The sequence below is a fragment of the Actinacidiphila yeochonensis CN732 genome, from assembly GCF_000745345.1.
In the GTDB taxonomy this organism is placed as follows: Bacteria; Actinomycetota; Actinomycetes; order Streptomycetales; family Streptomycetaceae; genus Actinacidiphila; species Actinacidiphila yeochonensis.
The window spans coordinates 1,078,366-1,103,005 of sequence record NZ_JQNR01000003.1; the positions used below are offsets into that span (position 1 = coordinate 1,078,366).

Here is a 24,640-nt window from a genome sequence, read left to right on the forward strand (position 1 = left end):
GCGTGTCGCGATGACACGCCGCCCGGCGTGTCGCGACCCGGCTCCGCGCTCTCCGGCCCGGACGGCCGCGCGGGAGTCCGGCTGGTTCAGCGTGCGACCAGCACGTTCACCACGACGAACAGGATCACCGCCGCGACCACGAGCAGCGCTGCCGCCCGCCCGCTGAGCAGCGAGTCCGAGCCGCGCGGCCTGTCGAGGCCCTCCGCGCTCCCGTCGGCCGCGGAGTGCCCGTGATGCCCATGGTGCCCGTGATGCCCGTAGTGCCCATGGCCTCCATGGCCCCCATGACCTCCGTGACCCCCGTGGCCCCCGTGGCCCCGTGGCCCCGTGGCCCCCGTGGCCGGAGCTGTCTCCGCCGCCGCCGTGTCCGCCGTCCATGGCCGCCTCCCTCGCCTCCGTGAACCGTGTGGGGGCTACGACGCGAACGTCCGGTGACCCGGTTCCCGGACCGGCGCGGCCCACCCGCGCGGTCCCGGAACCGCCATGAAAGATCATGAAGCCGACGAAGCCCACCCCGAAGGCGATGACGCCACCGAAGCCGCCGACCCCCAGGCGCCCCGGTCACACCGGGCGCCCCGGCACCCGTCGCCCTACACGGACTCCCGCCGCACCAGCTCCGTGGCCAGGACGACGTGACGGCGCACGGACTCGCGCTCGGCGATCTCCTCCAGCAGCACCCGGGCCATGGTGCGGCCCATCTCCTCCGTCGGCTGCCGCACCGAGGTCAGCGGCGGGTCCATGTGGCGGGCGACGGCGGAGTCCTCGAAGCCGACCAGCGCCACGTCGCCGGGGATGGTGCGGCCGGACTCGCGCAGTACCGCGCGGGCTCCGGCGGCCATCACGTCGGACGCGGCGAAGAGGCCGTCGATGTCGGGCCGGCGCTCCAGCAGCTCGCGCATCGCGCGCCGGCCGCCCTCCTCGGTGAAGTCGCCGGGGGCGACCAGCGCCTCGTCCAGCGTGAACCCGGCGTCCGCGACGGCGCCGCGGTAGCCCTCCAGCCGGGAGCGCGCCACGTACATGTCCAGCGGCCCGACGATGGTGGCCACCTGGCGCCGCCCGGCGCTGAACAGGTGCCCGACGGCGGCGCGGGCGCCGCCCACGTTGTCGGCGTCGACGTAGGACAGCGACTCCAGGTCGGAGCGGCGGCCGTTGAGCACGGCCGGCACGTCGAGCTGTTCCAGCAGGTCGGGCAGCGGGTCGTCCTCGTGCACGGAGACCAGCAGCACCCCGTCCACCCGGTGCGCGGCCAGGTACTGGGCGAAGCGCGTGCGCTCCTTGGGGGTGCGGATCAGGGTCAGCAGCAGCTGCATGTCCGTGTCGGCCAGCTCCGCGCTGATACCGCGGATGATGTCGGAGAAGTAGGGCTCCGCGAAGAGCCGGGTCTCGGGCTCCGGGATGACCAGGGCGATGGCGTCGGTGCGGTTTCCGGCCAGCGCCCGAGCCGCCCGGTTGGGCACGTAGCCGAGCTCGGCGATGGCCGCCTCGACAGCCGCCCGCGCCCGGTCGCTGACCCGGGGCGAGCCGTTGATCACCCGGGAGACGGTCCCCCGGCCCACCCCGGCGCGGACGGCCACCTCTTCGAGGGTGGGTCGTCCGCTGTGCCGACCGTTCATGGCCACTACAGCCTCCTGTAACTCAGTGCGCGCCACCTTAGCGCCCGGCTCACCCACTGCGGAGAGAGGCATGAGAGCGCTCCCACGGTACCCGTGGTGAGTGACTCCGTCCGTTCAAGAAGTGACCACGTGTCCGCCCCGGACACGTTCCGGCAACGAAATCGACTTCACGTCTTGACACTGACCCCTCCCAGGCGTGAGTGTTCCGGAAAGCCTAGTGGGAGCGCTCCCACGAACGTCCCGTTCTGTGTGCAGTTACCCGGGGACATCTCATCACCGCAGCACCCGCACCACCGCATCGCTCGACCCACCCTGACAAGGAGAGTGGAATGCGCACTTCCGGCAGAACCCGCAAGACCGCCGTCATCGCGGTCGCGGGTCTCGCAGCCTGCGCGACCCTGATCACCGGTTGCAGCAGCAGCAGCAAGGACGAGGGCAAGGGGGGATCGTCCAACGCGAAGATCACCCTGCGCATCGGCGACTACGGGTCGTTCGGCTTCGACGACAAGACCGGAGCGAAGCTCTTCTCCGAGTACGAGAAGCTGCACCCGAACATCACGATCAAGGAAGACAACGTCTCCGACAGCGACCAGTACTGGAAGTCGCTGAAGCTGCACCTGAACCAGAACAGCGGCCTCGACGACATCCAGGCGATCGAGATCGGCTTCGTGGCCAACGCGGTCGAGCCGCAGTACGCGAACAAGTTCGTCGACTTCAAGACGGTCAAGGGCTTCGACGCGAGCAACTGGCTCGACTACAAGGAGAAGGAAGCCACCACCACCAGCGGCCAGGTCATCGGCGTGGGCACGGACGTCGGCCCGACCGCGATCTGCTACCGCAAGGACATGTTCAAGAAGGCCGGCCTGCCGAGCGACCGGGACGCCGTCGCGAAGCTGTGGGCGGGCGACTGGCAGAAGTTCGTCGACGCCGGCATCCAGTTCAAGAAGAACGCCCCGGCGGGCGTGGCCTTCACCGACTCGGCCGGCGGCCTGTTCAACGCCGTGCTCTCCAGCCAGAGCACGCAGTACACCGACAGCTCCGGCAAGCTGGTCTACGCCACCAGCCCGGGTGTCCAGACCGCGTGGAACCTGTCCACCGAGGCCGTCCAGGACGGTCTGACCGCCAAGCTCCAGCAGTTCGACCAGCAGAACACCTGGGCTGCGGCGTTCAAGACCAACAAGTTCGCCACCGTCGCGTGCCCGAGCTGGATGATCGGCCAGATCGCCACCGACTCCGGTCCGGCCAACAAGGGCAACTGGGACATCGCCCAGCCGCCGCAGGCCGGCAACTGGGGCGGCTCGTTCCTGGCGGTGCCGAAGTCCGGTAAGAACACCGCCGCGGCCGAGGCGCTGGCGCAGTGGCTGACCGCCCCCGCCCAGGAGGTCAAGGTCTTCCAGAAGTTCGGCAACATCCCGTCCACCAAGGCGGGCCTGGACGACCCGGCGGTGCAGAACACCACCAACGACTACTTCCCCGGCACCCCCGTGGGCAAGATCTTCAGCACCACCGCGCACAGCATCCAGCCGGCCCCGATCGGCCCGAACGACGGCGCGGTGAAGATCATCATCACCCAGAACGGCCTCCTGGACATGGAGCAGCACGGCACCTCCAAGTCCAAGGAGTGGGGCAAGATCCAGGCGCAGGTGAAGGACCAGATCGGCGACATGAGCTGACCTCGGCCGACACCGGTCACGGCCGCCCGGCCCTGGCTCACGCCGGCCGGGCGGCCCCGTGCCGCAGCCCGCGGCCCGCACCTCCCGCCTGACGCACCCCGTCCGACGAACCCGCGTCACGCACTCCCGCACGACGAACTCGTCCGACGGACCCGTCCGAGAGACCCGTCCGACGGACCCGCGTGACGCACCCCCGCACGACGCACCGGGTGGGCCGCCCTCCGAGGCGGCCCGGCCGGCGCCAGCTGATCCGCTTCCTCCCCCGCTGATCCCCTACCGGAAGGATGCCACTCGTGGCCACCTCCGTCAGGGCGACGTCCGACGGCACCCCCGGGTCGTCCAGGAACGCCCCGAACTCGCAGCACGGCGGCGACCCCGGTCCGCCCCGGGCCAACTGGCGTGTCCGGCTCTTCCGGCTGGACACCAAGGCCTCGCCCTACGTCTACATCGCCCCCTTCTTCCTCTGCTTCGCCGCCTTCGGCCTCTTCCCGCTGATCTACACCGGGTGGCTCTCCTTCCACGAGGTGCAGCTCGGCACCCACGCCACCTGGGTCGGCGCGCGCAACTACAAGGAGCTGTGGGACAACACCTTCTTCTGGGGCGCGCTGCGCAACACCTTCACCATGGGTGTGATCTCCACCGTCCCGCAGCTGCTGTTCGCCCTCGGCCTGGCCCACCTGCTCAACTACAAGATGCGAGCGCGCGGTTTCTTCCGCGTCGCGATCCTGGCTCCGTACGCCACCTCGATCGCCGCCGCCACCCTGGTCTTCATCCAGATCTTCAACCCCGACTACGGGATGATGAACCAGGTCCTCGGCCACTTCGGTGCCGGCCACATCCAGTGGAACAACTCCAAGTGGCCCGCGCAGATCGCCATCTCGACGATCGTCACCTGGCGCTGGACCGGCTACAACGCGCTGATCTACCTGGCCGCGATGCAGGCCGTGCCCGGTGACCTCTACGAGGCCGCCTCGCTCGACGGCGCCTCGCGGTGGCGGCAGTTCATCAGCGTCACCATCCCGTCGATCCGGCCCACGATCTTCTTCACCATCATCGTCTCGACCATCGGGGCCACGCAGCTCTTCGGCGAGCCGCTGATGTTCGGCGGTTCCATCGGCTACTCCGGCGGCTCCGACCACCAGTACCAGACGCTGAGCCTGTACATGTACGACAAGGGCTGGCAGACCGGCGAGCTCGGGCAGGCGTCCGCCGTGGCGTGGGTGATGCTGCTCATCCTGCTGCTCATCGGCGCCGTGCAGATGCTCGTGGCGCGTGCCAACCGCCGGAAGCTTGGGGGCTGACCCGTGGCTGAACTGACCCAGTCGATACCGGCCTCGGGCCCGCGGCAGTCCGCCGCGCCCAAGGCAAGCCGCTGGAAGCGCTCGACCGGCGCCGGCCGGACGCAGAGCGCCGGACCCGTCACCTACATCCTGCTGATCATCGCGACGCTCTTCTCGCTGTTCCCGCTGTACTGGACGGTGGTCGCGGCCTCGCGGACCGACACCGAGCTGATCACCCCGCCGACGCCGCTGCTGCCCGGCTCGCACCTGATCGACAACCTGAAGATCGTGTGGTCCGAGGTCGACATGACCAAGGCCCTGATCAACTCCACGATCGTGGCCGCGTGTGTGGCCGTGAGCACCGTGCTGTTCGCCACGCTGGCCGGCTTCGCCTTCGCGAAGCTCCAGTTCCGCGGCCGCAACGCGCTGCTGACCATCGTGGTCACCACCATGACCATCCCGCCGCAGCTGACCGTCATCCCGCTCTACCAGATCGTCAGCAACATCGGCTGGGTGGGCCACATCCAGTCGGTGATCCTGCCCTCCCTGGTGGCGGCGTTCGGCGTGTTCTTCATGCGCCAGTTCCTCTCCGAGGCGCTGCCGGTCGAGCTGGTGGAGGCCGCCCGGGTGGACGGCGCGCACTCCCTGCGGATCATCTGGCACGTGGTGTTCCCGATCGCGCGGCCGGCCATGGCGGTGCTGGGGATGCTGGTCTTCGTCCAGTCCTGGAACGACTTCTTCTGGCCGTTCATCGCCCTGAACCAGCAGAACCCGACGGTGCAGGTCGCCCTCCAGGGGCTCGGCTCCGGCGACCACACGATCAACCACGCCGTGGTGGTCTGCGGCGCGCTGGTCGCCACGCTGCCGCTGCTGCTGGTGTTCATGGTCCTGGGCAAGCAGATCGTCGGCGGCATCACGGCGGGCGCCGTGAAGAGCTGACCCGCCGCGCCGGCCCGGCGCCCGTCCCGTCCCCGTTCGGCCCCTGATTCCCCTGGAGTCCCCGTGACAGCTGTCCGTTCCGAGAGCCCCGAGCTCTTGGCCAGCCCGTCCTCCCTCGCCTTCCCCCCCGGCTTCGTCTGGGGGGCGGCCTCGGCCGCCTACCAGGTCGAGGGGGCCGCCGACGAGGACGGCCGCACGCCGTCCATCTGGGACACCTTCAGCCACACCCCGGGACGGGTCGTCAACGGGGACACCGGGGACATCGCCACCGACCACTACCACCGCTTCCGGGACGACGTGCGGCTGATGCGCGATCTGAACCTGGGCTCCTACCGGTTCTCCGTCTCCTGGTCGCGGGTGCAGCCCACCGGCCGGGGCCCGGCGGTCCAGCGGGGACTGGACTTCTACCGGAAGCTGGTCGACGAACTGCTGGACAAGGGCATCACCCCGTTCGCCACGCTCTACCACTGGGACCTGCCGCAGGACCTGGAGGACATCGGCGGGTGGACCGTCCGCGAGACCAGCGACCGGTTCGCCGACTACGCCGAGATGGTGGCGGAGGCGCTCGGCGACCGGGTGCCGTACTGGACGACGCTCAACGAGCCGTGGTGCTCGGCCTTCCTCGGCTACGGCTCCGGGGTGCACGCGCCCGGGCGCACCGCCCCGGAGTCGGCGCTGAAGGCCGCCCACCACCTCAACCTCGCCCATGGCCGGGCGATCGGGGTCCTGCGATCCGTACTCCCCGCCAACGCCAGGACCTCGATCACCCTCAACCTGCACCAGGTGCGCGCGCGCACCGACTCGGCTGCCGACCTCGACGCGGCGCGACGGATCGACGCGGTCGGCAACCGGATCTTCCTCGGCCCCCTCCTCGGCGACGGCTACCCCGCCGACCTGCTGGCCGACACCGCCCACGTGGTCGACTGGGGCGCGCTGGTCAAGGACGGCGACCTGGCCGAGACCTCCCGCCCGGTGGACATGCTCGGCGTCAACTACTACACGCCGACGCTGGTCTCCGACGGCCGTCCGGGCGAGCAGGGGCCGCGCCACCACGCCCACGGGAAGAGCGCCTACTCGCCCTGGCCGGGCTCGGAGCACGTGGCCTTCCACCTGCCGCCGGGCCAGACCACCGCCATGCAGTGGGCGGTGGACGCCAGCGGGCTCTACGACCTGCTCACCCGGATGCACCGCGAGCACCCGAACCTGCCGCTGATGGTGACGGAGAACGGCGCCGCGTACGAGGACTACGTCTCGCCCGACGGCACCGTCAACGACCCCCGGCGCATCGCCTACGTGCACAGCCACCTGACGGCGGTGCACCGCGCGATCCAGGACGGCGCCGACGTGCGCGGCTACTTCCTGTGGTCGCTGATGGACAACTTCGAGTGGGCCTACGGCTACAGCAAGCGCTTCGGCGCCGTGTACGTCGACTTCGCCACCCAGCGGCGCGTGCCCAAGCGCAGCGCGCACTGGTACGCCTCGGTGGCCCGCGCCAACGTCCTTCCGGACCTCCCGAAGGAGGACGGGGGGTTCTGAGGGGACGGGCGGTAGGGCGGTCCGAGGGTGCTGCCCTGCCACCACACGAGGAGGCCGGCTGCCGCTTCCCGCCCGTGAGGGTGGGAAGCGGCGGCCGGCCTCCTGCTCGTCCGCGCTCGTACCAGCTTCGTGCCGGCTCGCACGAGCGATTGTGCGCTTGTGGGGGGAGCCCGGTCCCGGGTTCAGGACTTGGAGACCGAGGACAGGTGGGCGAAGACCACCACGTTCGCCTCGTAGTTCATGCTCTTGCGGTCGAAGGCGCCGCCGCAGGTGATCAGGCGCAGTTCGGCGTCCGGGGTGTCGCCGTAGACCTCCTTGTCCGGGAAGGCGTCCTTGGAGAAGGTCTGCACGGAGTCGACGGTGAAGTGCGCCACCGATCCGTCCGCGCGGGTGATGGCGGCGGTGTCGCCCTTCTTCATGAAGGACAGCAGGAGGAACACCGCGGGCCCGGAGGTGGTGTCCACGTGTCCGGCGACGATCGCGTTGCCCGTCTCGCCGGGGGTGACGCCGCCCTGGTACCAGCCGACGAGGTTGCGGTCGGTGTCGGGCGGCGGCTGGAGGGAGCCGGAGGCGTCCATGTACAGCGGGGTGAAGGGGGCGTTGACGCCGATCCCGGGGATGCTCAGCCGGGTCGGGTCGGACGGGGGCATGGACAGCCCGGTGCCCGCCGGGGAGGTGGTCGCGTAGGTGCCGCCGGACGCGGTCGAGGAGACGGCCGGCGGCGTGGGGACGCCGACCGCGATGCCGGCGCCGGAGGAGTCGAGCGAGTGGTAGACGAGGAACGCGCCGACCAGGGTCGCCGCGGTGGCCCAGCGCAGGACGCGTGAGCCCTTGTCCCGGGGTTGCCGCGGGGCGTCGGCCGCCCCGGGGTCGCCCTGCGGGGGCTGAGTGGCCATGCGGTACGCCTTCCTCCGCCCGGCCGGACCGGGCGGGTTTCGCGGGCGGGTTTTCGCGGGCGGATTTCTCTGAAGGTGTGGCGGGACCGGGCGTACGGGCCGGGCAGCCGCGGGGGCGCCGGGGACGGGTGGGGACGGCGGCCCCGCCGCGGCCCGGCCCGGAGCGGAGGGGGACGGGAAAGGCGGGGGGAAGCGGGGGAAGCGGGAAACGGCGGGTATCGGGGGGAAAGCAGCGGGCGTGGCCACCGCTGTGCACGGACGGTGGCCACGCCTGGTCGGCCGTCAGGCCGAGGGGTGCTGCGGTGCCGTGGTGACGGCGCCGGGGTCAGGCCAGGTTGCCGGCCGTGGTGCGGCGGCGACGCAGCACGAGCGCGCCCGCGCCGAGGCCGCCGAGCAGCAAGATCGAGCCGGCGGCCATGCCGCTGCCACCCTCGAGCGCCATGCCGCCACCACCGGTGTGCATGCCACCGTGCGGCTTGCCGTAGCCGTCGTCCGAGCCACCCTTGGCGCCGTGGCTGTCGGAGTCGCTCTTGCCGCTCTGGTTGTCGGAGTCGCTCTTGCCGCCCTGGCCGCTCCAGCTGCTCGAGTCGTTCGAGCTGTCCGACTTGCCGTAGTTGGAGGAGGAGTCGGTCGAGGAGGACGACGAGGAGGAGGACGAGGAGGAGCCGTTGCTGCTCGGGTCGTACGCGTTGAGGGCACCCGTGGCGTACGCGGGGGCGGCGACGGCGAGGCAGGCGGTGAGGGCGGCTCCGGCCACGAGGGTGCGGGCAGTACGCATGGGGACGATTCCTTCCGTCGACGGATGCACCGGCTGACTTGGTGTCAGCCCGACAAGCGCAGCGGCGACACCTTCACGTTGCGCGACCGCCGGGCGGCCCGCCACCGGAGAGCGGCGCAAGAGGGTGACGGGGTCCGCTCTTCGGGTGGCAGGCACCGCCACCCGCCTGTATCGCCCCACCCGTGCGGCCGGGTCGCGCCGGATCGGGCGCCGGGGCCGCCGCACAGTGGTGGAGCGGGGCGGCCCGGTGCCGCCGGACGGTCCCGCCCGCCGCCCAGCCGCGGCACCCGAGCCCTCTCCAAGGGGTGCTGAGCCCGTGTCAGGCGGACGCCTGGGAGCGCTCAGCCCCTGGTCAGGGCGGTGCGGCGGCCCCGGGGCGGTGGGAACCGGCCCGGCACGGACCGGGCACCCCGAGCGAGAGGACGCGCATGTCATCGGAGTCGGTACCCCCCTCGTCACCCGGCCGCGGCCGGCGGAGCCTGCTGCGCGCGCTGACCGGCGGCGGCGCGCTCGCCGCGCTGGCGCTGACCCCCTCCGGGCCGGCGGCCGCGGACACCGCGCCGGCCGGGGCCGCCGGCTCGGGCCCGGACGCCGCGACCGGCGCCGACCCCTTCGCCTCCGACGCCTTCCGGGCCGGCGGCCGGGTCCGCGAGTTCTGGCTCCAGGCCGACTCCTTCGAGCACAACGCGGTGCCCAACGGCCGCGACGCCATGACCGGCGCGACCTTCACCGCCGCGCAGACCACGTTCCAGGCGGTCGGGTACCGGGCCTACACCCCCCAGTGGGGCAAGCCGCTGCCCGGCGACCTGAGCCCGGAGGGCATCGGCCCGAACACCGGCATCCCGGGCCCGGTGCTGCGCGCCGAGGTGGGCGACGTGATCCGGGTGCACTTCCGCAACAACGACTCCCACTACCGGTGGCCGCACTCCCTCCACCCGCACGGGGTGCGCTACACCCCCGACAACGACGGTGCCTGGATGGCCGATCTCCCGGACAAGGACGGCACCGCCGTTCCCTACGGGGGCACTTACACCTACACCTGGACCTGTGTTCCCGGCTCCGTGGGCAGTTGGCCCTACCACGACCACGCCGCGCCGCAGATCCCGCTGAAACCGTCCGACCCGGCACCGGCCACGACGCCTCCGGCGGCCGACTCGGCTCCGGCCGCGCCGTCGCCGTCGGTCTCGCCGTCCGTGTCCGCGTCCTCGGTCTCACCGTCGGCGACGGAGGGCGGCCAGGGGCAGGGCGGCGGTTCGATGGACATGGGCGACAACGTCGAGACCGCCGACGCCGTGCGGGCGTTCGGCGGGGGCGGCGGGCCGGTGATGGAGATCGGCGCGGAGCTGGGCCTGTTCGGGATGATCGCCGTCACCGATGCCCGCACCCCGAAGGTGGACCGGGAGTTCGTCCTCTTCTTCCACGACGTCTCGGCCGCCGACGCGCCCCCGCTGGGCCAGGACCTGTCGCTGTGCAACGGCGGCGCGTTCGTGGACAACGCCCCCACTTTCACCGCGCGTTCGGGTGACCGGGTGCGGTGGCGGGTGGCCACGCTCGGCAACTCCTTCCACACCTTCCACATCCACGGCCACCGCTGGCGCACCGCCGCCGGCTGGACCGACACCGAGATGCTGGGCCCGGCCACCACGCTCACCGTGGAGTACCGGGAGGACAACCCGGGCGACTGGCTCTACCACTGCCATGTGGCCGCGCACATGATGCACGGGATGGCGGGCCGCTACCGCGTCACCTCGTAGGCGTGCGGCGGCCCGCCCGGACCACGTCCGGGCGGGCCGCCGTTCCGCTGCCGCGCCGCCGTGCTGCCACGTCCCGCCGTCCTGCCCTGCGAGCCGCCGGCGGCAGCCGCTTCTCAGCCCAGCCGCAGGACCTCGCGCAGCACCCATTCCAGGGTCTGCTCGGCCTCGGGCGCGGCGCCCTGCGACCGCCAGGCGACGAACCCGTCAGGCCGCACCAGGACGGCACCCTCGGGCCCGACGCCGTAGAGCCGGCCGAAGTCCGGCGGCCCGTCGGGGGCACCGCCGGGCCGGCCCGGGCCGCCGGCGACGGGGCCGTCCGGGCCGAGCCCGCCGCCGGGGGCACCCTCCGGGCGGGGACCGCCGGACGGCCGGCCCGACGGTGCGTCGGCCCGAGCGCCCTCGGGCCGGCCGCCCTCGGGCCGGGCGGCGGCGTCGGACGGGGCGGCCGGCTCCGGGACGAGATCCCGCCCGATCAGGTAGCGCTCCAGCGGCACGCCGGTGTGCTCGGCCGCCTCCCACGCGGCCTCGTACCAGGCCTCCGCCCCGGGCGCGGCCAGCAGCACCGGCACCCGCTCGAACAGGTCGAGGGTGGAGATCCGCTCACCGCCGCGCCGCACCCACAGGTGCGGGGCCCGGCCGCCGAGCACCGCGACCGGGCTGAACTCGGCGGCCAGCGGCGGCGCTTCGGGGTCCGCCCCGAGCACGGCGCCGCGCGGGTAGCGGTGGCCGAGCACCACCGCGAGCATCCCCGACTTCGGCCCGCCGGTCGGGACGGCGTCGTAGCCGGGGTGGCTGTGCTCGGCGGAACGGGCCGAGGCGCGGGCGGCGGTGGCCAGCGCGACGGGGCGGCGTTCGGCGTCGTAGCTCTCCAGCAGCGCCGGGCCGGCCCAGCCCGCGAGGACGGCGGCGAGCTTCCAGGCCAGGTTATGGGCGTCCTGGATGCCGGTGTTGGAGCCGAACGCGCCGGTGGGCGACATCTCGTGCGCGGAGTCCCCGGCGAGCAGGACCCGCCCGGCGCCGTACCGCTCCGCCACCCGTTCGGCGGCGTGCCAGGGCGCCTTCCCGGTGACCTCGACCTCCAGGTCGGGCACGCCCGCCGCGGCCCGGATCAGCCGGGCGCAGCGCTCGTCGGTGAAGTCGTCCAGGGTCTCGCCGTCGTCGGGGCGCCAGGGGGCGTGGAAGACCCAGTGCTCGGCGTTGTCCACGGGCAGCAGCGCGCCGGGGCTCTCCGGGTTGGTCAGGTAGCAGACGATGAACCGTCGGTCGCCGACCGCGTCGGCCAGCCGCTTGGCGCGGAAGGTGATGCTGACGTTGTGGAAGAGGTCGCCGGGCCCGGCCATGGAGATGCCCAGCCGCTCCCGGACCGGGCTGCGCGGGCCGTCGGCGGCCACCAGGTAGTCCGCGCGCACGGTGCGGCGCATCCCGCTGGCGCGGTCCACGATCTCCGCCGTGACACCGTCGGCGTCCTGCTCCGCGGCCACCAGCTCGGTGCCGAACCGGATGTCGCCGCCGAGCCGCCGGGCGGCCCGCAGCAGCACCGGCTCCAGGTCGTTCTGGCTGCACAGGCACCAGCCGGACGGGCTGATCCGGGACAGCGCGCCGCCCGGGTCGATGGTGCGGAACAGCCACTCCTGCTCGGCACCGGTCAGCGTGTCGGCCTGGAGGATGCCGTGGTTCTCGGCGAGGACGGAGGCGGCCTCGCGGATCTGCGGCTCGATCCCGGCGGTGCGGAACAGCTCCATCGTGCGGACGTTGTTGCCGCGCCCGCGCGGGTGGCGCGAGGTGGCCGCGTGCCGCTCGACCAGCAGGTGCGGCACGCCGAGCCGGCCCAGGAAGACGGAGGCGGACAGCCCCACCAGCGAGCCGCCGACGACCAGCACCGGCACCCGCTCGTCGTACGGGAGCCCGGCCGGCGAGCCCGCCGGGTCGGCGGCGGGCGGGCGCGCGGCCGGTGGCGGAGCCGCGGCCGGGCCGCGGCCGGCCGGGGTGGACGCGCTGGAGGAGGGGGACGGGTGGGTGTGGTGCCGGGGTTGCGTCATCAGGTCTCTCCGGTGGGGGGTGTCGGGCGCGGGGCCGCCGCCCGACGGGGCGGGTGCCGGCCCGCGGGGTTCCCGCTGCCTCTGCTGCATTCCCGTCCGCCGCCCGCCCGGGGCGCCGCGGGGCGGTGCTTCACCCGGGCGCCTCACGTGCCGCGCACGATCCGCGACCCGGCCCGACGATCGGGAGTGACGGCACCGCCGCCCGCATTCGCGGAGACGCATATGCGTTCGGCACGTGCCGCGCTACGGCGCGGTACGGTCCCGGGCCCCGCGCCCGGCCGTCACCGCACACCGCACCGCACCGCGGCCCATGACCCGTGAGAGGAACGAACCCCCGTGACGACTGTGGACGACCGCCAGGCCGTACAACCCTCCCCGGCCGGCACCGACACGCAGCGGCTGCGCGTCGTGCTCCTGCTCGACGTGCTCGACGGCCGGCAGGAGCGCTTCCTCCAGGCGTACGAGGAGATACGCCACCAGGTCGCCGCGGTGCCCGGACACCTCAGCGACCAGCTGTGCCAGTCGCTGGGCAGCTCCTCCCAGTGGCTCATCACCAGCGAGTGGGAGGGCAGCGAGCCCTTCCTGGACTGGGTGGAGAGCGCCGCCCACCGCAAGATGGTGGAGCCGCTGCACGGCTGCGTGCGCGACACCACCTCGCTGCGCTTCGTCGTCGCCCGCGAGACGCCCGATTCGGGCGCGCCCCGCGTCGCCCGGGTGAAGGCCGCGCCGGCCGCCGGCCTGGACCCGCTGCCGGCCCCCCGCTGGCCAGCGGCGGCGTGGTGCGGCACGCGATCACCTTCACCGTGAAGCCCGGCAGCGAGCAGCCGGTGGCCGACCTGCTGGCCGGCTACCGCTCCCCGCAGGCCCGCGTCGACAGCCACACGCGGCTGCTGCGCACCTCCCTCTTCATGCACGGCAACCGCGTGGTGCGGGCCGTGGAGGTGGCCGGCGACCTGGGCAACGCGCTGCGGCACGTGGCCGAGCAGCCCGAGGTGCGGGCGGTCGAGGAGGCCATCAACCCGTACCTGGAGGAGAACCGGGACCTGGCCGACCCCTCCTCGGCCCGGGCGTTCTTCGCCCGCGCGGCCCTGCCGGCCGCCTCCTACCGGGCCACGCCCGGCGCTGACCTGGCCGGCGGCCGGGACCACGGTCCGCTGACCCGCCTGGCCTACCTCTACCCGGTCCGCGCCGGTCAGGGCGCGGAGGTCGCACGGCTGCTGGCCGAGGTGGACGCGGTCGCCGCCGGCGACCCGGCGCACCCGCTCGCCGCGGCCACCGTCTTCCACCGCGACGACGTCGTCGTCCGGATGATCGACGTACGCGGCCCCGCCTCCGGCGGCTCCGGCACCGCCGGGCTGCCCGGGGCCACGGTGCGCGCGCTGCGCGAACTCCTGGTGCCCGGCGGCCCCGACGACGCGGCCGACCCGGCCGGCCTCGGCCTGGGCGGCTACCCGATGACGCCGGTCACCGACCGGACGTCGTCGGAGGCGTCCGAGCGCTAGTGCCGCCCCCGGCGAGGTCCGCCCCCGCGGACCCCGCCGGCCGAGGCACCTCCGCCCCCGCGGCCGTGCGGCGCCCGTCCGATGCCGGCACCCGGCACGACGACCCGCACGCGCCGCCCTCCCCCGGGGCGCGCGCCGCCCCTCCCCCCACGGTGCCCGCCGACGCGGCGGCCCGGCCCCGGGCCGGGTGCGCGTCCGGCCCGCCGGGCGGCGCGCGCCCCCACCTGGACCCCGCGGCCGGCGGAAGGGACGACCGCCGGTCGCGGCCCCCGTGCCCGGCACCGGCCCCGGACGCTTCCGCGACCGGGGCCGGCGCCGGGCCGCACCCCCCGGGCCCGCCTCCCTGACCCGTCACCACCAGTACCCCACCTGAGCCAAGGAGTCGTAATGACGCAGAAAGCACGCATCGTCCACCTCGACGACACCGCACCCAACACCCGGCGCGGCGGGGACCTGCGGGCCCTGCTGACGCCCGCGTCGGTCGGCTCGACCAGCGGGTTCATGGGGGTCGCCATCATCCAGCCGGGCGACCGGATCGGTGAGCACTACCACCCGTACTCCGAGGAGTTCGTGTACGTGCTGAACGGCCGGATCGAGGTCGACCTGGACGGGGAGGCGCACCCGCTGCGGCCCGAGCAGGGGCTGCTGATCCCGATCGACATGCGCCACCGGTTCCGCAACGTCGGCTCCACCGAGGCGCGGATGGTCTTCCACCTGGGCCCGCTGGCGCCGCGGCCGGAGCTCGGCCACGTCGACACCGAGCCCGAACAGGAGGGTGCCGCCGGCCACGCGGCGCCTCCCGACCCGGCTGGGGCGCGGGCATGACCCGGCGGGTAGCGATCACCGGGCTGGGCGTGGTCGCGCCCGGCGGCACCGGTATACCGGCTTTCTGGGACCTGCTGACCGCCGGCCGTACCGCCACGCGCGGCATCTCGCTCTTCGACCCGGCGGGCTTCCGCTCCCGGATCGCCGCCGAGTGCGACTTCGACCCGGCCGCCGCCGGGATCATCGGCGAGCAGGCCGAACGGTCCGACCGCTACGTGCAGTTCGCCCTGGCGGCGGCGCGTGAGGCGGTCCGCGACAGCGGTCTCGACCTCGGCTCCGAGGACCCCTGGCGGGTCGGCGTCAGCCTCGGCTCGGCGGTCGGCGGCACCACCCGGCTGGAGCGCGACTACGTGAAGGTGAGCGGTGGCGGCCAGCGCTGGGAGGTCTCCCCCGAGGAGGCGGCGAAGCACCTGAACCGGGCGTTCCAGCCGAGCGCGCTGGCCGGCGAGGTGGCGGAGGACCTGGAGGCGCACGGCCCGGTGCAGACGGTCTCCACCGGCTGCACCTCGGGCCTGGACGCCGTCGGGCACGCCTTCCACGCCGTCCAGGAGGGCAAGGCCGACATCATCGTGGCCGGCGCGGCGGACTCGCCGATCTCTCCGATCACGGTGGCCTGCTTCGACGCGATCAAGGCCACCTCCACCCGCAACGACGACCCCGCGCACGCCTCCCGCCCGTTCGACGCCGAACGCGACGGCTTCGTGCTGGGCGAGGGCTCGGCGGTGCTGCTGCTGGAGGAGTGGGAGCACGCCCGGCGGCGCGGCGCCCGCATCCACTGCGAGCTGCGCGGCTTCGCCACGTTCGGCAACGCCTACCACATGACCGGCCTGACCAAGGAGGGCCGGGAGATGTCGCAGGCGATCGACCGGGCGCTGGCGGACGCGCGGATCGACCCGTCGGCCGTCGACTACGTCAACGCGCACGGCTCGGGCACCAAGCAGAACGACCGGCACGAGACGGCCGCCGTCAAGCGGTCGCTGGGCGAGCACGCCCGGAAGGTGCCGATGAGTTCGATCAAGTCGATGGTGGGGCACTCGCTCGGCGCCATCGGCGCGATCGAACTGGCCGCGTGCGCGCTGGCGCTGGCCAACGACGTGGTGCCGCCGACGGCCAACTACACCACCCCGGACCCGGAGTGCGACCTGGACTACGTGCCGCGTACGGCGCGCGAGGCCCGGCTGCGCTCGGTGCTGTCGGTGGGCAGCGGCTTCGGCGGGTTCCAGTCCGCCGTGGTGCTGGCCCACGCCGAGAGGAGCACGTCATGAGCGGACAGCGCGGGGGCTCCCCCGCCGGGCGGCGGGCGGTGGTGACCGGCCTGGGGGTCGTCGCGCCCGGCGGCACGGGCACCGAGGCGTTCTGGAAGTCCGTGCAGCAGGGGCAGACCGCCCTCACCCCCGTCACCCGCGAGGGCTGCGGGCACCTGCCGCTGAAGGTGGCCGGCCAGGTGTCGGGCTTCGACCCGTCCGCGCTGGTCGAGGACCGGTTCCTGGTGCAGACCGACCGGTTCACGCACTTCGCCATGGCGGCCGCCGAACTCGCCCTGGAGGAGGCCCACCTGGCCCGTGACCCGGAGTCGCCCTACGCGATCGGCGTGGTGACGGCGGCCGGTTCCGGCGGCGGCGAGTTCGGCCAGCGCGAGCTGCAGCAGCTGTGGGGCAGCGGGCCGCAGTTCGTCGGCCCGTACCAGTCCATCGCGTGGTTCTACGCGGCCAGCACCGGCCAGATCTCCATCCGCGGCGGCTTCCAGGGCCCCTGCGGGGTGCTCGCCGACGACGAGCCCGGCGGCCTGGACGCCCTCGCGCACGCGCGGCGCACGGTGCTGCGCGGCACCGGCGCGATGGTGGCCGGCGCCACCGAGGCCCCGCTGGCCCCGTACTCGGTGGTCTGCCAGCTCGGCTACCCCGAGCTGAGCCTGGCCGGCGACCCGAACCGGGCCTACCTGCCGTTCACCGAGGACGCGTGCGGCTTCGCCCCGGCGGAGGGCGGCGCGATGTTCACCGTGGAGGACGAGGAGACGGCCCGGCGGCGCGGCGCCCAGGTGCGGGCGGTCGTCGCCGGCCACGCCGCCACCTTCACCGGCGCCGGCCGGTGGGCGGAGTCCCGCGAGGGGCTGGCCCGCGCGATCAGCGGCGCGCTGGCGGAGGCCGACTGCCGGCCGGAGGACGTCGACGTGGTCTTCGCCGACGCCCTCGGGCTGCCGGCCGCCGACCAGGCCGAGGTGCAGGCGATCGCCGACGCGCTCGGCGCCCGCGCCGCCACCGTGCCGGTGACCGCCCCCAAGACCGGCTTCGGCCGGGCCTACGCGGCGGCCTCCGCGCTGGACGCGGCCGCCGCCGTGCTCGCCCTGGAGCACGGCGTGGTGCCGCCCACCCCCAACGTCGTCGAGGTGCGGCACGACCTCGACGTCGTCACCGGCGAGGCACGCACCGCCGAACTGCGCACCGCACTGGTGCTCAGCCGCGGGCTGATGGGCTGCAACGCGGCCCTGGTGCTGCGCCGCGACCCCGACGGTGCGCGCTGAGCCCGACCCCGCGCCGACAGCCCCGACCCGTCGCCCGCGACCGGTCAGACCAGAAGGAGACCCACCACCATGACCGACACCACCGGCACCGCCAGCGCCGCCCGCCCGAAGGGTGCCGCCGGCCCCGTGACCTTCGAGGAGCTGGCCACCCTGATGAAGGGCCGCGCCGGACTCAGCGTGGACGCGCGGGAGATGGAGGCCAGCCCGGCCATCACCTTCGAGGAGCTGAACCTCGACTCCCTCGGCCTGCTCGGCATCGTCGCCGAGCTGGAGAACCGCTACGGCGCCAAGATCGGCGACGAGGCCGAGACCTGCCGCTCCCCGCACGCCTTCCTCGCCACCGTCAACGCCCAGCTCGCCAGCCAGTCCTGAACCGCTCGAACCGGTCGCGGACCGGCCCGTCACGAACCTGTCGCGGGCCTGTCCGCGACCGTCGTCGCCGGTCCGTCCGCGCCCGGCGACACCAGTCCGCCCGCGAACCCGTACTGAAGGAGCCAGCCATGGCAGCGGCCAAAGCCCAGCCCGGCCACACCGAGAACGAGATCACCATCGCCGCCCCCCTCGACCTGACCTGGGACATGACCAACGACCTGGAGAGCTGGCCGCGGCTGTTCAGCGAGTACGCGGAGGTGGAGATCCTGGAGCGCCGGGGCGACACCACCACCTTCCGGCTCACGATGCGGCCGGACGACAACGGCGTCGTCTGGAGCTGGGTCTCCGAGCGCACCACCGACCGGGCCGCCCTGAACGTGCGGGCCCGCCGAGTGGAGACCGGGCCGTTCGAGCGGATGGACATCTTCTGGACGTACCAGGAGGTGCCCGGCGGCACCCTGATGCGCTGGGTGCAGGACTTCGCGATGAAGCCCGACGCCCCGGTCGACGACGCCGGCATGACCGGCCACATCAACCGCAACTCCGTGGTGCAGATGGAGCGCATCCGGGAGCGGGTCGAGAAGGCCGCCGCCGAGGCCGGCCGGGCCGTGGAGCCGGGCACCGGCCGGGCCGGACGGCGCGCCCCGGAAGAGGTGTGAGGCCCGTGTACCGCAGCCTCATCGTCGCCCGGATGAAGCCGGAGGCGGCGCACGACATCGCCGACACCTTCGCCGCGTCCGACCAGACCGATCTGCCCGGCCTGATCGGCGTCACGGGCCGCAGCCTGTTCCAGTTCGGCGAGGTGTACCTGCACCTCATCGAGGCCGAGCGCCCGCCGGGGCCGGAGGTGTCCAAGCACGCCGGCCACCCGGAGTTCCGCCGGATCAGCCAGGCGCTCTCGCCGTACGTCAGCGCGTACGACCCGGCGACCTGGCGGGAGCCGAAGGACGCGATGGCCAGGGAGTTCTACCGCTGGGAGCGCGGGGTCTGACACCGTCGCCCGGCACCCCCGGCACCCCCTCGGACCGCCCGCGCACACCGGAGTGCGCGGGCGGTCCGCTGTGCGCGCTCCGGTGTCTCCGGTGTGCGCGGGCCCCAGGACGCGAGGGGCTTCGCGTCCTGGGGCCCGGGCGCGAGGGGCCTCGCGGGGGTCGCGGCGCGGAGGACGGAACCGCCGGGGGATGCGGGAGGGCGCCGGCCGCGGGGTGCGGCCGGCGCCCTCGGTGGTGCGGGCGGGCGGTGGTCAGACGCCCTCGGGCGGCTGCTTGGCGACGACGGCCTCGAAGGCGTGCAGGTGGGCGTTGACCGGCCGGACCGCGCCGACGGTGAGGCCGGCCTCCTCCATCAGCGCCGTCATGCTGGAACGGGTGTGCTTGGCACCGCCGACGTTCATCAGGAGCAGCAGGTCCATGGCGGTGGTGAAGCGCATGGACGGGCTGTCGTCGACGAGGTTCTCGATCACCAGCACCCGGGCGCCCGGTTCGGCGGCGGCCACCACGTTGCGCAGGGTGGCGCGGGTGCTGGCGTCGTCCCACTCCAGGATGTTCTTCAGCACGTACAGGTCGGCGCGGACCGGCACGTCCTGCCGGCAGTCGCCCGGCACCAGCCGCGCCCGGGCGGCCAGCGGGCCCCCGTCGCGCAGCCGCGGGTCGGCGCCGGCCACCACGGCCGGCAGGTCCAGCAGCGTGCCCTGGAGGGCGGGCGCCTTCTCCAGCAGCTCGGCCAGCGCCAGGCCCTGGCCGCCGCCGATGTCGACGACGCTGCGCACACCGGTGAGGTCGAGGTAGGCGGCCACGTCGCGGGCGGCCTGCCGGCTGGAGGCGGTCATGGCCCGGTCGAAGACCCGCGCCGACTCGCCGCCCTCGGCGTGCAGGTAGTCGAAGAACCCCTTGCCGTAGAGGTCCTGGAAGACGTCGCGCCCGGTACGGACGGCGTCCTCCAGCCGCGGCCACGCGTCCCAGGTCCACGGCTCGGTGCACCACAGGGCGATGTGGTGGAGGCTGCCGGGCTCGTCCTGGCGCAGCAGGCGGGACATCGGGGTGTGGCGGAAGCGGCCGTCGGCGTCCTCGGCGAACAGGCCGTAGCAGGTGAGAGCCCGCAGCAGCCGGCGCAGCGGCTGCGGCTCGGTGCCGACCGCCGGGGCCAGCTCCTCGGCGGTCGCCGGCTCCGCGTCGAGCGCGTCGGGGACGCCGATGCGGACGGCGGCGCGGATGGCGGCGGCACAGGCCGCGCCGAAGACGAGTTCCCGCAGCCGCATCGAGGAGCCGGCGCCGGCGGCGCCCTCCTCGACGGGCTGGGCCGCGGGCTGGGCGAGCTGGGCGAAGGGTTCGGGGCTCGGGATACGGGGTGGGGCCGTCATTGGGGCCGCCCTTTCTCGGTGGCGGTGCGGGGGGTCTGGGCTCGGGGGGACTCGGGGCTCGGAACGCGCCGGGGTCGCGGGCGCGTTCGGATGTGGCCGGCGGACCGGGCCCGGCCCGCCCCGGGAGCGGGAGCGGGCGGGCCGGCCGGGTGCCGGGGGCGGCGGATCAGCAGCGGCCGGCGGGGACGGAGACCGAGCAGTCGTTGCCGGTGAACGTGTTGCCGGTGCCGTGGTCGTTGTCGGCCAGGTCGGCCGGGCCGTTGCTCAGGACGGTGTTGTCGAGGACGGAGATCCCGGAGCTGGGGCCGCCGGTGAAGCTCGGGAAGAGGACGATGCCGCCGGACAGCGGGGAGGCGCCGACGTTCCCGGTGACCGTGTTGCCGGACAGCCGGGTGTTCTCGACTCCGGTCAGCACGATGCCGGCGCCCTGCACGTAGGGCAGCCGGGCGGTGGCCGCGCAGTAGGCGTTGTTGTCGGTGACGGTGTTCCGCTCGACGGTGAGCTCGCCGGCCCGCGGGGTGTTCTCGTCGCCGACGAGGAAGGCGCCCGCGCAGTTGCCGGTCATGGTGTTGCGCTCGACCGTGACGTCCCGCAGCCGCCGCACCACCAGGCCCATGTGGTTGTCCTTCAGCGTGTTTCCGCTGATCAGGGTGCCCTGGGTGTCGGTGGCGCCGCCCTCCTCGCTGACGGTGTTGGCCACGAACAGGCCGGCCTCGCCGTTGCCGCTCGCCTCGTTCCGGGTGAACCGGCCGCGTACGGAACGCTCCTGGCCGATGCCGTACAGGCCGTTGGCGTCGGCCCGCACCCCGCTGACGGTGAGCCGGTCGGCCGCCGAGGCCCACAGGCCGTACGTGGCGAAGCCGGTGACGGTGAGGTCGGTGACCCGCACGTCCGCCGCGCCCGTGACGCACACCCCGCTGCCGGGCTGGCCGCACTCGGCGGTGCCGGCCGCCGTGCCGGTACCGGTTCCCGTACCGGCAGAGGTCTCACCCGGACCCGTGGCCGGGGTGGCCGCGGCGGTGCCGCCGGGGACCGTGGACGGGCTGGACGGGGTGGACGGCGTGGACGCGGTGGTCGCCGTCGTCCCGCCGCTCCGTGTGGGGGCGCCGGAGACGGTACCGCCGGTGGGGGCCGCAGCCGTCCCCCCGGCAGTGGGGGCGAGCGGGGCCGGGTCGGCCGGGGCGGTCGTGGACTGGTCCGCGGTGGTGGGCGGGGCGAGTACCGTCTGGCCGGCGCCGCTGCCGCGCAGCGTCACGTCGGAGGTGCCGATGCGGACGGTGCCCCGATAGGTGCCCGGCATCAGGAACACCGTGTCGCCCGGCCGGGCCGCGTCCACCGCGGCCTGCACGGACTCGCCCGGGTGGACCACGTGCCAGGTCCCGGTGCCCGCCGGCGCGTCCGCGGCCTGGGCCGGCGCTATCGCCGTTCCCGCCGCCGCCGCGACGCACACCGCCGCCGTCATCACTGCTCGCCTCGCCATCGACCCGACCCGCCTTCTGCTTCGTGCGCCCCGCGTCGGCGGGGCTCCCTGACCTGGAACGGCGGCCGACCGGCCGCCAGCACGACGCTAAGTTCGCCCCATCCCCCCCGCCACTCCCACCCGGCACCGGGGTGACGGCCCTTCGGGGCCGCCGCCGGACGGGTGGCGGCGGCGGGCTCCCACCCGACGGGCAGTCAGCCCGAATACGGCGGTGGCCGCGGACAGCGCGGGCGGGAGGCGAAACCGGCGGTGGACGGCCCGCCGGGCACCAGGGAGACGCCGTCCGGTTGGCGGCCGCCCACCCGGGCTCCGCCGAAGCGGCCCGGAGAGCCCGGAAGGCCCGGAAGGTACGGAGCCGGCAGGTACGGAGGGCCCGGCACTCGGACGGTACGTCAGGTGCCGTCCGGCGGGGGCGCGGACCGGCCCTCGTGCGGCCGTGGTGTCAGGGAGGCGCGTGCGCGCCAGGTGTACGCGGCCGCGTCAGGCGTGTGCGATCACGTCAGGCGCGCGCGATCGCTGTCAGACGTCGTCGAAGATGTGGGGCGGGGGCACCGGGGAGGGGGTGGCGGTGGCGTCGGACACGACCGCGGCGCCCGCGGCGAAGTCGGCCAGCGCCGGTCCGTGCTCGACCCGGGCGGTGTGCGGGTCGGTGGCCACCAGGCGGGTGAGGTCGGCGACCGGAAGGGGCACGTCGGCCGCGACGAGGACGGTGTTGCCGAACCGCCGCCCGCGCAGCACCGCCGGGTCGGCGGCCACCGCGGCCTCCGCGAACGCGGCCCGGGCGGTGGCGACCTGACCGCGCAGGAAGGCCAGCGGCCCGCCGTCGGTGAGGTTGGCGGCGTACCAGCCGCCGGGGGCGAGCACCCGGCGGACGTCGGCGAGGTACTCGGCGGTCGTGAGGTGGGCCGGCGTGCGGGCGCCGGCGAAGACGTCGGCGATGACCAGGTCGGCCCAGCCGTCCGGGGCCTTGGCCAGGCCCTCGCGGGCGTCGGCGCCGCGCACCTTGATCCGCCAGGTCCGGTCCCAGGGCAGTTCGGCGCGGACGAAGTCGGTCAGCGCGGTGTCGACCTCCACCACCTGCTGGGTGGAGCGGGGCCGGGTGTGGGCGGTGTACCGGGCCAGCGTCAGGGCGCCGCCGCCGAGGTGCAGGACCCGCAGCGGGCGCCCGGGCGGCGCGGCCAGGTCGATGACGTGGCCCAGCCGGCGCTGGTAGGGGAAGTCGAGCCGGCCCGGGTCGGCCAGGTCGACGTGGGACTGCGGTGCGCCGTCGACGAGCAGGGTCCAGCTCTGCGGGTGCTCCTGGTCCGGGCGCAGCTCGGCGAGGCCGCCGTCCACGGGGGTGGAGCGGAGGTCCGCGGAGCGGCGGTTGCGTGCCATGCTCCGATTATCCGCCCGGAACTCCGGGCCATCGCCCACGCCTGGGGTCGGCTCGACCGGCGGACCGTCCGTCGGGCAGGACGGGCGTCGTCGGGCGGCACGGGCGTCGGCTGCCCGCGCGTCATGGCCCGTTCCGCGTCACACGGCCTTGCCCGCCTTCCCGTCACGCGTTCCGGTCCCGCGTTTCGGTCCCGCGTTCGTCATACGGCCTTGCCGGCTGCCGCGCTGCCCGCCTGCGGGAGCTGGGGCAGGGAGTGCGGCGGGGTGAAGCCGTCGGCCAGCCGGATGGTGCGGGCCGCGGCGCCGAGTGCGGCCCGCAGCACCTCCGGGTCCGTCACGGCCGTGTCGGTGTGCGGGGGCACCAGCCAGCCGCCCGGCCCCGGGTCCGCCTCCGCGCGGGAACAGCGGCTGCCGGGCAGGTCCCACAGCTCCGCCGTCCCCGGTGGCACCACGAACGCCAGGCTGTCGCACGCCCGGTCGTGGAAGACGGGTCCCACCCCGGTCGTCAGCCGCAGCAGATCGGCCGCCTCCAGCCCCTGGCGCGACGGTACGGTCACCACATCCCGCGCCGGGGCCGTCCCGGCATCGTGCCTGCGGTCCGAGGGACTGTCCTGTTCCACGGCTTCCACGGCAACCTCCCTTCGAGGGCGCCGGACTCGACCGGCGCCATACCCAGGAGAACGGCACCTGCCGTGGCGACGGGACGGTGCTGCGGGGTGGCGATGCCTGGCGATTCCCGCTCCGCCGCCCCCGATCGGGGGTGGGAAGGCCGCCGGGGGTTCCCTGTGGAGCCCCGGGCCGGGACGGGCCGCGGCTACTCCAGGTGGCCGGTGTCGTTCCACCGTTCCAGCGCCGGCGCCCCGTACGCCCAGCCCAGCACCGAGAGCGACGCCGGGTTCAGCCGCAGCGCCGACGCGAACGCCGGGTCAAGACCGAGCCAGCGGGCGCCCAGGACGCGCAGGAAGTGGCCGTGCGCGAAGACCACCACGTCGCGCGGGGCCGACCGGGCCCAGGCCACGACCTGGTCCGCCCGGGCCGCGACCTCGGCCAGCGCCTCGCCGCCGGGCACGCCGTCCCGCCAGATGTGGAAGCCCGGACGCATCTCCTGGAGCTGCGCGGGGGTGAGGCCCTCGTAGTCGCCGTAGTCCCACTCGACCAGCGCGTCCCACTCCTTGGCGTGCGGGAAGCCGGCCAGCGCGGCGGTCTCGGAGGCCCGCGCCAGCGGCGAGGTGCGCACCTCGGCGCCGGCCAGGCCCTGCCACTCCGCGCCCGCCAGCCGCCCGCCGAGCAGTTCGGCGGTGCGCCGGCCCTCGGCGGTGAGCGGGATGTCGGTGAGGCCGGTGTGCTGCCCGGTCCGGGACCACTCGGTCTGGCCGTGCCGGACCAGCACGACGCGCGACTCCGGCACTTGCATGGGGGTGGCCTCTTCCGGGCTCGACGTTCAGGTGCGGCGCGGACGCCCGCTGAGGGCGGGGCCGGGCCCCTCCCATCATCGCCCACGCCGGCGTGCGCACCGCGCACGGGGCCGGTGCGAAGCCGCCCCGCGGCCGCCCGGAAGCCACTCGGAGGCCGCCCGGAGGCCACTCCGAGGCCGCCTCGGGACCGTCATCCGCACCCCGCCCGTCGGCCTTCGGCACCCCGCCGGGCCCTTGCCGTCCCCCGTGCCGGCGGCCCCCTGCGGCGCGCTCCGCCGCGG

The 24,640-nt window shown here is 74.5% G+C and carries 21 protein-coding genes and 1 pseudogene; 13 read left to right on the forward strand and 9 right to left on the reverse strand.

Annotated elements, in window-relative coordinates; all coding sequences use genetic code 11:
- Positions 1 to 27: 27 nt before the first annotated feature.
- Entirely contained in the window at positions 28 to 234 is a 207-nt protein-coding gene (locus tag BS72_RS06045; protein ID WP_037906994.1) for a hypothetical protein, read from the forward strand.
- Between the two features lie 356 nt (positions 235 to 590).
- Here the strand turns inward: BS72_RS06045 and BS72_RS06050 are convergent, their stop codons facing one another.
- The gene (locus BS72_RS06050; RefSeq protein ID WP_037907843.1) at positions 591 to 1,613 is read right to left on the reverse strand and encodes a LacI family DNA-binding transcriptional regulator; all 1,023 of its coding nucleotides are present in this window, start codon (positions 1,611 to 1,613) and stop codon (positions 591 to 593) included.
- 329 nt (positions 1,614 to 1,942) lie between these two features.
- Here BS72_RS06050 and BS72_RS06055 point away from each other — a divergent pair, with 329 nt between their 5' ends.
- The 4 genes from BS72_RS06055 to BS72_RS06070 all read left to right on the forward strand — a co-directional run bounded on the left by BS72_RS06055 (position 1,943) and on the right by BS72_RS06070 (position 7,041).
- On the forward strand, positions 1,943 to 3,286 hold the full coding sequence (locus BS72_RS06055) for an ABC transporter substrate-binding protein (RefSeq protein ID WP_037906996.1): 1,344 nt from the start codon (positions 1,943 to 1,945) through the stop codon (positions 3,284 to 3,286).
- A 293-nt stretch (positions 3,287 to 3,579) separates the two neighbouring features.
- Entirely contained in the window at positions 3,580 to 4,587 is a 1,008-nt protein-coding gene (locus BS72_RS06060; RefSeq protein ID WP_037906999.1) for a carbohydrate ABC transporter permease, read from the forward strand.
- A gap of 3 nt (positions 4,588 to 4,590) precedes the next feature.
- The gene (locus tag BS72_RS06065; protein ID WP_037907001.1) at positions 4,591 to 5,505 is read left to right on the forward strand and encodes a carbohydrate ABC transporter permease; all 915 of its coding nucleotides are present in this window, start codon (positions 4,591 to 4,593) and stop codon (positions 5,503 to 5,505) included.
- A gap of 63 nt (positions 5,506 to 5,568) precedes the next feature.
- Positions 5,569 to 7,041 carry a GH1 family beta-glucosidase gene (locus BS72_RS06070; protein ID WP_037907004.1) on the forward strand — a complete coding sequence of 491 codons (1,473 nt, stop codon included), beginning with the start codon at positions 5,569 to 5,571 and terminating at the stop codon, positions 7,039 to 7,041.
- Positions 7,042 to 7,223: 182 nt separating this feature from the next.
- Here the strand turns inward: BS72_RS06070 and BS72_RS06075 are convergent, their stop codons facing one another.
- Positions 7,224 to 7,937: a class F sortase gene (locus BS72_RS06075; RefSeq protein ID WP_037907008.1), complete on the reverse strand. Its 714-nt coding sequence runs from the start codon at positions 7,935 to 7,937 to the stop codon at positions 7,224 to 7,226.
- A 325-nt stretch (positions 7,938 to 8,262) separates the two neighbouring features.
- Complete coding sequence (locus BS72_RS06080; RefSeq protein WP_037907011.1) at positions 8,263 to 8,715, reverse strand: hypothetical protein; 453 nt, start codon at positions 8,713 to 8,715, stop codon at positions 8,263 to 8,265.
- A 428-nt stretch (positions 8,716 to 9,143) separates the two neighbouring features.
- On the opposite strand from BS72_RS06080, the gene BS72_RS32005 reads away from it, so the two are divergent.
- Positions 9,144 to 10,469, forward strand: a complete 1,326-nt coding sequence (locus tag BS72_RS32005; protein ID WP_051950701.1) for a multicopper oxidase domain-containing protein — start codon at positions 9,144 to 9,146, stop codon at positions 10,467 to 10,469.
- A 113-nt stretch (positions 10,470 to 10,582) separates the two neighbouring features.
- Here the strand turns inward: BS72_RS32005 and BS72_RS06090 are convergent, their stop codons facing one another.
- Complete coding sequence (locus BS72_RS06090; RefSeq protein ID WP_078901048.1) at positions 10,583 to 12,508, reverse strand: FAD-dependent oxidoreductase; 1,926 nt, start codon at positions 12,506 to 12,508, stop codon at positions 10,583 to 10,585.
- 336 nt (positions 12,509 to 12,844) lie between these two features.
- Here BS72_RS06090 and BS72_RS06095 point away from each other — a divergent pair.
- From BS72_RS06095 to BS72_RS06130, 7 genes and pseudogenes are all read left to right on the forward strand, one after another.
- Positions 12,845 to 14,010 (forward strand): annotated as a pseudogene (locus BS72_RS06095) (SchA/CurD-like domain-containing protein).
- A gap of 387 nt (positions 14,011 to 14,397) precedes the next feature.
- Entirely contained in the window at positions 14,398 to 14,835 is a 438-nt protein-coding gene (locus tag BS72_RS06105) for a cupin domain-containing protein (protein ID WP_037907014.1), read from the forward strand.
- Positions 14,832 to 16,100 carry a beta-ketoacyl-[acyl-carrier-protein] synthase family protein gene (locus tag BS72_RS06110; protein WP_037907015.1) on the forward strand — a complete coding sequence of 423 codons (1,269 nt, stop codon included), beginning with the start codon at positions 14,832 to 14,834 and terminating at the stop codon, positions 16,098 to 16,100. The genes BS72_RS06105 and BS72_RS06110 overlap by 4 nt, the downstream gene beginning before the upstream one ends.
- Entirely contained in the window at positions 16,097 to 17,356 is a 1,260-nt protein-coding gene (locus BS72_RS06115) for a beta-ketoacyl synthase N-terminal-like domain-containing protein (RefSeq protein ID WP_037907019.1), read from the forward strand. Before BS72_RS06110 ends, BS72_RS06115 begins: the two co-directional genes overlap by 4 nt.
- A gap of 69 nt (positions 17,357 to 17,425) precedes the next feature.
- Positions 17,426 to 17,728, forward strand: coding sequence for an acyl carrier protein (locus tag BS72_RS06120; protein WP_051950702.1), 303 nt, complete (start codon positions 17,426 to 17,428; stop codon positions 17,726 to 17,728).
- A gap of 128 nt (positions 17,729 to 17,856) precedes the next feature.
- Positions 17,857 to 18,387, forward strand: a complete 531-nt coding sequence (locus BS72_RS06125) for an SRPBCC family protein (protein ID WP_051950703.1) — start codon at positions 17,857 to 17,859, stop codon at positions 18,385 to 18,387.
- Between the two features lie 5 nt (positions 18,388 to 18,392).
- A complete protein-coding gene (locus tag BS72_RS06130) occupies positions 18,393 to 18,719 on the forward strand; it encodes a TcmI family type II polyketide cyclase (RefSeq protein WP_037907024.1) in 327 nt (108 codons plus the stop codon).
- Positions 18,720 to 18,971: 252 nt separating this feature from the next.
- Here BS72_RS06130 and BS72_RS06135 read toward each other — a convergent pair whose 3' ends face one another.
- The 5 genes from BS72_RS06135 to BS72_RS06155 form a co-directional block, all read right to left on the reverse strand.
- Entirely contained in the window at positions 18,972 to 19,985 is a 1,014-nt protein-coding gene (locus BS72_RS06135) for a methyltransferase (RefSeq protein ID WP_037907854.1), read from the reverse strand.
- Positions 19,986 to 20,253: 268 nt separating this feature from the next.
- The gene (locus tag BS72_RS32010; RefSeq protein ID WP_232792225.1) at positions 20,254 to 21,567 is read right to left on the reverse strand and encodes a right-handed parallel beta-helix repeat-containing protein; all 1,314 of its coding nucleotides are present in this window, start codon (positions 21,565 to 21,567) and stop codon (positions 20,254 to 20,256) included.
- Positions 21,568 to 22,086: 519 nt separating this feature from the next.
- A complete protein-coding gene (locus BS72_RS06145) occupies positions 22,087 to 22,944 on the reverse strand; it encodes a spermidine synthase (protein ID WP_037907028.1) in 858 nt (285 codons plus the stop codon).
- 200 nt (positions 22,945 to 23,144) lie between these two features.
- Positions 23,145 to 23,501, reverse strand: coding sequence for a hypothetical protein (locus BS72_RS06150; RefSeq protein WP_407638927.1), 357 nt, complete (start codon positions 23,499 to 23,501; stop codon positions 23,145 to 23,147).
- A gap of 257 nt (positions 23,502 to 23,758) precedes the next feature.
- The gene (locus BS72_RS06155; protein WP_037907031.1) at positions 23,759 to 24,358 is read right to left on the reverse strand and encodes a histidine phosphatase family protein; all 600 of its coding nucleotides are present in this window, start codon (positions 24,356 to 24,358) and stop codon (positions 23,759 to 23,761) included.
- Positions 24,359 to 24,640 lie beyond the last annotated feature (282 nt).